Source organism: Halochromatium sp. (assembly GCF_054919635.1).
Map to the genome: position 1 here is coordinate 1 of NZ_JBUDPI010000183.1, position 7,240 is coordinate 7,240.

General features: G+C 64.3%; 4 protein-coding genes. 2 read left to right on the top strand and 2 right to left on the bottom strand.

Going from position 1 to position 7,240, the window contains the following annotated elements; genetic code table 11:
* Together ACY693_RS11745 and ACY693_RS11750 are read left to right on the top strand one after the other, a co-directional pair.
* Positions 1 to 2,768: hybrid sensor histidine kinase/response regulator (locus tag ACY693_RS11745; RefSeq protein ID WP_462322011.1), on the top strand; the 2,768-nt coding region annotated here is incomplete at its 5' end.
* Between the two features lie 48 nt (positions 2,769 to 2,816).
* Positions 2,817 to 3,155 (top strand): hypothetical protein, encoded by a 339-nt coding sequence (locus tag ACY693_RS11750; protein WP_462322012.1) that lies wholly within the window; start codon positions 2,817 to 2,819, stop codon positions 3,153 to 3,155.
* A 40-nt stretch (positions 3,156 to 3,195) separates the two neighbouring features.
* Here the strand turns inward: ACY693_RS11750 and ACY693_RS11755 are convergent, their stop codons facing one another.
* Together ACY693_RS11755 and ACY693_RS11760 are read right to left on the bottom strand one after the other, a co-directional pair.
* Positions 3,196 to 3,405, bottom strand: coding sequence for a hypothetical protein (locus tag ACY693_RS11755; protein ID WP_462322013.1), 210 nt, complete (start codon positions 3,403 to 3,405; stop codon positions 3,196 to 3,198).
* The gene (locus ACY693_RS11760) at positions 3,402 to 7,148 is read right to left on the bottom strand and encodes a hydantoinase B/oxoprolinase family protein (protein ID WP_462322014.1); all 3,747 of its coding nucleotides are present in this window, start codon (positions 7,146 to 7,148) and stop codon (positions 3,402 to 3,404) included. Before ACY693_RS11760 ends, ACY693_RS11755 begins: the two co-directional genes overlap by 4 nt.
* Positions 7,149 to 7,240 lie beyond the last annotated feature (92 nt).

Genomic DNA, 7,240 nt, shown 5'->3' on the forward strand with positions numbered 1-7,240 from the left:
GCATGCTGGTAGAGAGCTCGCCCGATCTAATCTACATGCTCGACCCGGATGGACACTTCGAGTTTGTCGGGGGCAATACTGAGACCCTGCTGCGCTATGCTGCGCACGAGCTGGTCGGCCAGCACTTTTCGTTGCTGATTCCGATGGACCATGTCTCGCAGGTGCGTTGGCACATCGGTGAGCGACGCACAGGCGAGCGAGCCACTCAAGCCTTCGAGATTCGGTTGCGGCCGAAGCAGGGTGACGTCGATCCTGACATCCATGACCTGCCGGTGTTCCAGCTCTATGCCTCTGGCGTTTACGCCCAGGCTGACGGCCAGGTTGGTGGTCAGCTTAACGGTCAGGGGGGTAGCGCCAATGGTGAGACATTCCTTGGGACCTATGGTGTTGCGCGCGACATCACCGAGCGCAAGCGCGTGCTTTGGGCGCTCGAGCAAAGCGAGGGTCGACTCCGCGAGCTGGCCGAGTTTCTGCCCGAGATGCTCATCGAAACCGACCTGTCGGGTCGGCTGACCTTCTTTAATCAGAAGACGGTCACTGCGACTGGCTATTCTGCTGAACAACTGGCAAACGACTTTGCGCTCTTCGACCTGATTGCCCCGAATGATCAGCAGGCCTTCACCCGCGCCTGGCACGCGGCCTTGGGCGGTGAGGAGATCGGCAATCAAGAGTTCGAGGTGCGCGGCGCCGATGGACGCAGCTTCCCGGTCATGATGCGCTCGACGCCACTGATCGAGCGCGACGCCCTGTCTGGCATGCGCGCGCTTCTGATCGATACCACTGAGATCAAGCAGACCCGCGAGATGCTGCGGGGAATGGCCGAAAAGGCGCAAACGGCAAGCCGCGCTAAGAGCGAGTTCCTGGCCAATATGAGCCATGAGATTCGCACCCCGATGAATGGCATCACCGGCGTCTGCGATCTGTTGCTTGAGACGCCTTTGGATGCGCAGCAACAGGACTATGTCCGGATCATCGAGTCGTCGAGCCGATCCCTGCTCGGCATCATTAACGACATCCTCGACTTCTCCAAGATCGAGGCCGGCAAGCTCGATGTTGAGCGCATCCCCTTTGACCCCCGAATGGTGATCGAAGACGTCACCGATGTGTTCATCGACCGGCTACGTGAAAAGTCGATCGAGCTGGTCGTTGACGTCACTCAGGCGGTACCGCAGCAGCTGTTGGGTGATCCATTGCGGCTGCGTCAGATCCTGACCAATCTGATCTCGAATGCCGTCAAGGTCACCAACGCCGGCGAGATCCATCTCACCGCTGATCTGCGTTGGGCGAACGAGGGGCGCTACGAGCTCCTGTTTCAGGTTCGCGATACCGGAATTGGGATACCTGCTGAGCTGCAGGAAGGAGTGTTTGAGGCCTTTCGGCAAGCGGATGGCTCGACGACCAGACAGTATGGTGGCACCGGCCTCGGACTGGCCATCTGCAAGCGTATCATCGAGCTGATGCAAGGCCGCATCTGGGTGCGCAGCACGGGGGGACAGGGCACGACCTTCCTGTTTACGGCAATGTTTGATGGCGTACCCTCAGAGGTACGCCAGCCCCCACAGCTGCCGAGGAGCGCACAGCCAGTGCGGGTGATGATCGTCGAGGGCAATCCCTATCTGCTTGATGTCACCGAGCGGATGCTGGCGGGCTTCGGCTGTGAGGTCGAGGGCTTGGCCAGCGGCGAGGCCGCATTGGCTCGCTGCCAGGACCAAGGTACAGCGCCGATCGACGTGGCCTTGATCGACATCGACCTGCCGGGCATTGATGGGGCCAAGGTGGCTGCGGCGTTAAAGGGTACCGGCACTTCGCCAGCGGTGGTCATGCTCAGTCCTGGCGGTCGGGAGGCACGCCCGAGAGGCGCCGAGAATGCTCGCGTCGATCGCTGGCTGAGCAAGCCGCTCAAACAGTCGCAGCTATTCGACACCATGATGGAGCTGCTCGGGACGGTGCCGGCGCCAAGCTCAGCGGTGCAGCCTGTTGCATCGTTGCAGGGTGAGCTCACCGGCGTTAACGTCTTGCTTGCCGAGGATAACGCGATCAATCAACGCGTTGCTGTCGAGATCCTCAAGCGCGCTGGGATCGCCGTCGAGACAGCTGAGAACGGCGCGATCGCGGTCGAGCGGGCGGCGGCCGGTGGCTACGATCTGATCCTCATGGATGTGCAGATGCCCGAGCTCGATGGGCTTGCGGCGACCGAGGCGATCCGCAAGCAGATCGGTGATCGCGATACACCCATCATCGCCATGACCGCCCATGCGATGCAGGGCGATCGGGAGCGCTGCCTGGAAGCTGGCATGGATGACTACGTCTCCAAGCCGATCGATCGCGAAGCGCTGGTTGCAACCATCAAACGGCATCTGCGGCCGCGGCGCGCTGGCGCGGCAGGCGAATCAAGCTCAGCGGCGGCTGATCTAGCTAGTGATAACGGGGTCGATGTCTCGGATGGTATCGCCCGAGTCGGCGGTGACCTGGACCTCTATTGCACGATCCTGCGCATGTACTGCGACGACTACCGCGATTTTTGTGCGGGACTGCAACAGCTCGTCAGTCTTGGCGAGTACGACAAGGCACGGATCAAGGCGCATGATCTCAAAGGTGCTTCAGGCAACGTCTCGGCGATCAACGTGCATCAGTTGGCGCTTCAGCTCGAGGAGGCCTGCCGCGCTGGCGATGCCGCTGGGGTCAGCGCCATAAACGATCGGCTTGCGCTGGCGCTGAACAGGGTTGGCACCACGCTGGCGGAGCTTGAGCGCGCGGAGGCGAGCTGAAGTCGGACGACGATCTCTGGGGTCGACGAGTTCTACGCAGTCGTTGAGGTGCTGCGCGCGGAGCTCTTTGCCCGCGGCCTCAAGGAGCAGGACGTGACGGACATCGATATCATGCTCCGCAACGCGGGCCTCATGCTGCACAGAAAGATCATCTCGGCGAATCAGCCGGAGCTGGTTGCTGACTCCATCGTCGAGCAGCCCCTGAGCGCGCTCTTAAGCGGCTCGCGAATCCTGGTGTATCAGCAGAAGCCAGATCGCTCGCTCTCCTACCGCACCGAGCCAGGCGACATTGTGATCACAGCCGTTGGTCCAGCCGCGCAGGCTGCGGCCCTGAACATCGAAGTGCCCACCGACGCCCTTGGCAAGGACCTTGCCGCGGCACTGTAGGCGACTCATGCGTTCTTCGCTGGTCGCGAGTCGGCCGCGGTCATTGAGTCACCCAATCAGGGCTTGGATCGGGGCGGGGCAGTCGCTCCTGCCGTCCGGCCTCGGGTTGGCCCCCTGCGCTATGGGCCAACAGCGACGAGACGCACCAGCCGGTGATGAAGTCCCGCAGCGCTGCCGCGCGCGGATGCTCGGCGAATTGCCCGAGCGCGTTGGCTCGTTGTCGGGCATCGCGTGGCGGGGTGTTTCTCAAGGCTCGCCAAAGCCTCCGCCGCCCGGCGTTTGCAGCACGAAGACATCATTGGTGTCCACCTTAGCGTTATCGGTGCTGCTGAGGTGCGCGATGCTGCCATCGGCGCGCTCGATCCAGGCGCGGGCGCAATCGCCATTGCCGCCCCCGGCAAGCCCGAAGGGTGCGACTCGCCGGCGATTGGCCAGGATGCCGACCTCCATCGGCTCTAAGAAACGGATGCGCCGCTCGACGCCGTCGCCGCCGCGATGACGACCGCTGCCACCGGAGCCTTGGCGGATCGAGAAGGATTCCAAACGCACCGGGAAGCGCCATTCCAGCACCTCGGGGTCGGTGAGACGCGAGTTGGTCATGTGGGTCTGGACTGCGGCGGTGCCGTCGAAGTCAGGGCCCGCGCCGGAGCCGCCGCAGACGGTTTCGTAATACTGAACGCGCCCATTGCCAAAGGTGGTGTTGTTCATGGTGCCCTGAGCTGCAGCGAGGACGCCGAGGGCGCCATAGAGGGCGTCGGTGATGGCCTGGCTGGTCTCAACGTTGCCAGCGACGACCGCGGCCGGATAGCCCGGGTTGAGCATCGAGCCCGCGGGGATGATCAGCTCGATCGGCTTCAGGCAGCCCTCGTTGAGCGGGATCGCGTCCTCGACTAGGGTGCGGAAGACATAGAGCACCGCGGCGCGACAGATGGCCGCAGGAGCGTTGAAGTTGCTCGACTGTTGCGGGCTGGTGCCGGTAAAGTTGACCTTGGCCTGGCGTCGTGCTCGATCGATCGAGATCGCGACCGCGATCACCGCGCCATCGTCCATCTCGACGCGAAAGCGACCCGGCTTCAGCACCTCGATGACCCGACGCACCGATTCTTCGGCATTGGCTTGGACATGCGCCATGTAGGCTTGGACGGTGGCGAGGCCGAAGTGGTCGACCATCTTCAGCAGCTCCTCGACGCCCTTGGCATTGGCCGCGATCTGCGCCTGCAGATCGGCGAGGTTCTGCTCGGGGTTACGCGCTGGGTAAGGCCCCGCGCTGAGCAGCGCCATGACCGCCTCGTGCTGAAAGACGCCGCGCTCGACCAGCTTAAGGTTGTCGATCAGCAGCCCTTCCTCGTCGACTCGGCTCGAGCGCGCCGGCATCGAGCCAGGGCTGATGCCGCCGATGTCGGCATGATGTCCGCGGCTGCCGACGTAGAACAGGATCTGCTCGCCAGCGGCATCGAACACCGGGGTGATGACGGTGACGTCGGGCAGATGGGTCCCGCCGTTATCGGGGGCGTTCAGCGCATAGACAGCGCCTCGGGCCATGCGACCGGCGTTGTGCTCGATCACCGCGCGCACGCTCTCGCCCATCGAGCCCAGGTGCACCGGGATGTGCGGGGCGTTGGCGACCAGGCCGCCGTCGGGGTCGAAGAGGGCGCAGGAGAAGTCGAGCCGCTCCTTGATGTTGACCGAGAACGCGGTGTTCTGCAGCCGGTAGCCCATCTGCTCGGCGATCGACATGAAGAGATTATTGAAGACCTCGAGCATCACTGGATCGCAGTCGGTACCGATCGCTCGGGCGGTGGCGCGGGCCGCAACGCGATGCAGCAGCAGATTGCCGATCTCGGTCACCTCCGCCTGCCAGCCCGGCTCGACGACGGTGGTGCCGGTCTGCTCGACGATGATGGCAGGACCGGCAATGCGGTTGCCGGGCTGTAAGGCACTGCGCTCGAACAGTGGTGATGGCTGCCAATCTCCGCCGCTGAATACCGAGACCCGTGCGCTTGGCTCTGGGACGGCGGTCCCCGGAGACCCGATTGCAGGCCTTGGCGAGCCATGGGCCTTGCCGACGGCCTCGACGGCGACGCTGGCTGCCATCAGTGGCGTGCCGGGCATCAGGAAGCCAAAGCGGGCGCGATAAGCTGCCTCGAACCTGCGCGTGATCTCCGCCGCGAGCCCTGCGGTTGTCTCGATGGCGCGCGCTTGTTCGCTGCTGTGGCTGCCTGCGTTATCGTTGCCGTTAGCCTTGCCGTTCGCCTTGTTCCGATCAAGCTCGATCTCAAGCGCGGTGTCTGAGCCCTGATAACGCAGATGCAGCCGCCGGCGTAACTCGATGCACGCGTCTGGAATGGATTGGGCGCGAAGCTCCTCCTCGGCGTCGGCCGCGATCGCATCCAGCGCCGCCCTGAGCTCGCCGCGGTTGAGGACGTCTTCAAACGGCTGCTCGAGCGAGCGCTCGCGAAGCGCCCGCACCTCAGCCAGGCCCATGCCGTAGGCGGAAAGCACGCCGGCGAGGGGATGCAGCAGCACGCGCGACATCCCAAGCGCGTCGGCGACCGCGCAGGCATGCTGGCCGCCAGCGCCACCGAAGCTGACTAGGGTGTATTCGGTCACATCGTAGCCGCGCTGTACTGAGATGGTCTTGATCGCATTGGCCATGTTCTCGACCGCGATGCGCAGGAAGCCCTCGGCGACCTGCTCCGGGCTGAGTCGATCTCCGGTTGCGGTGGCGATCTCATCGGCGAGTGCGCTGAACGCGGCTTGTACCGTCTCCAGGTCGAGCGGCTGATCCTGGTCTGGCCCGAACACCGCAGGAAAGAAGTCCGGCTGCAGCCTGCCGAGCATCAGGTTGCAGTCGGTGACCGCAAGTGGGCCGCCGCGACGGTAGCAGGTCGGCCCAGGATTGGCACCAGCGCTCTCGGGGCCGACGCGAAACCGGCTGCCGTCGAACCGGCAGAGCGAGCCACCGCCGGCGGCAACGGTGTGGATCTGCATCATCGGGGCGCGCATGCGCACCCCGGCAACCGGGGTCTCAAGGGTGCGCTCGAGCGTGCCGGCATAGTGGGCGACATCGGTCGAGGTGCCGCCCATGTCGAAGGTGATCAGCCGATCGAAGCCGGCCTGCAGCGCCGTCTCGACCGCGCCGACGATGCCGCCAGCCGGGCCGGAGAGGATCGCGTCTTTACCCTGGAAGAGATGCGCATTGGTGAGCCCGCCGTGTGATTGCATGAACTGCAAGCGTGGCTGGCCTGTTGAGCCATTGCCAAGAAGGCGTTCGACCTGATCGACGTAGCGCCGCAGCAAGGGTGACAGATAGGCATCGACCACCGTCGTGTCGCCACGGCCGATGAGCTTGATCAATGGGCTGGTCTCGTGGCTCGTCGAGATCTGGGTGAAGCCGACCGCCTTGGCGAGCGCCTTGATGCGCTGCTCATGCTCGGGGTAGCGATAGCCGTGCAGGCAGAGGATGGCGATGGCACGGAGGCCGTCGCTGTAGGCCTGTTCCAAGCGCGGGCGTAGCGCGTCGAGATCGAGCGGGGTGACCAGGCGACCATCGGCGCCGATGCGCTCGGTGACCTCCTCGACCCGCTCGTAGAGCATCTCCGGGAGGACGATCTGGCGCTCGAACAGGTGCGGGCGGGCCTGATAGCCGATGCGCAGCGCGTCGCCGAAGCCGCGCGTCACGATCAGCAGCACGCGGTCGCCCTTGCGCTCGAGCAGGGCATTGGTGGCGACCGTGGTGCCCATCTTCACCGCTTCGATCTTGGCGCTCGGCAGAGGCTCATCCGGTGCTAGACCGAGCAGTTGCCGGATGCCTTCGATCGCGGCATCGGCATAGGCCTCGGGATTCTCCGAGAGCAGCTTCTGCGTGACCAACTGCCCATCCGGCCGGCGGCCGACGATGTCGGTAAAGGTGCCGCCGCGGTCGATCCAGAACTGCCAGCTAGCGCCCTGGGATTGAAGCGGTTGGGACCTGACCAATTCGCTTGGGCTCATGGCGGCATGCTTCGCAGGTTCTCATGTTGAGGACTCTTCATTCTAACCTGGCAGGCTGGATGGCCAGGTCTCAAGCCCAGGTCTCAAGCCCA

Excerpts from the sequence above, each read along its gene's own strand:
- ACY693_RS11760 (WP_462322014.1), bottom strand. The coding sequence starts at position 7,148 with ATGAGCCCAAGCGAATTGGTCAGGTCCCAACCGCTTCAATCCCAGGGC.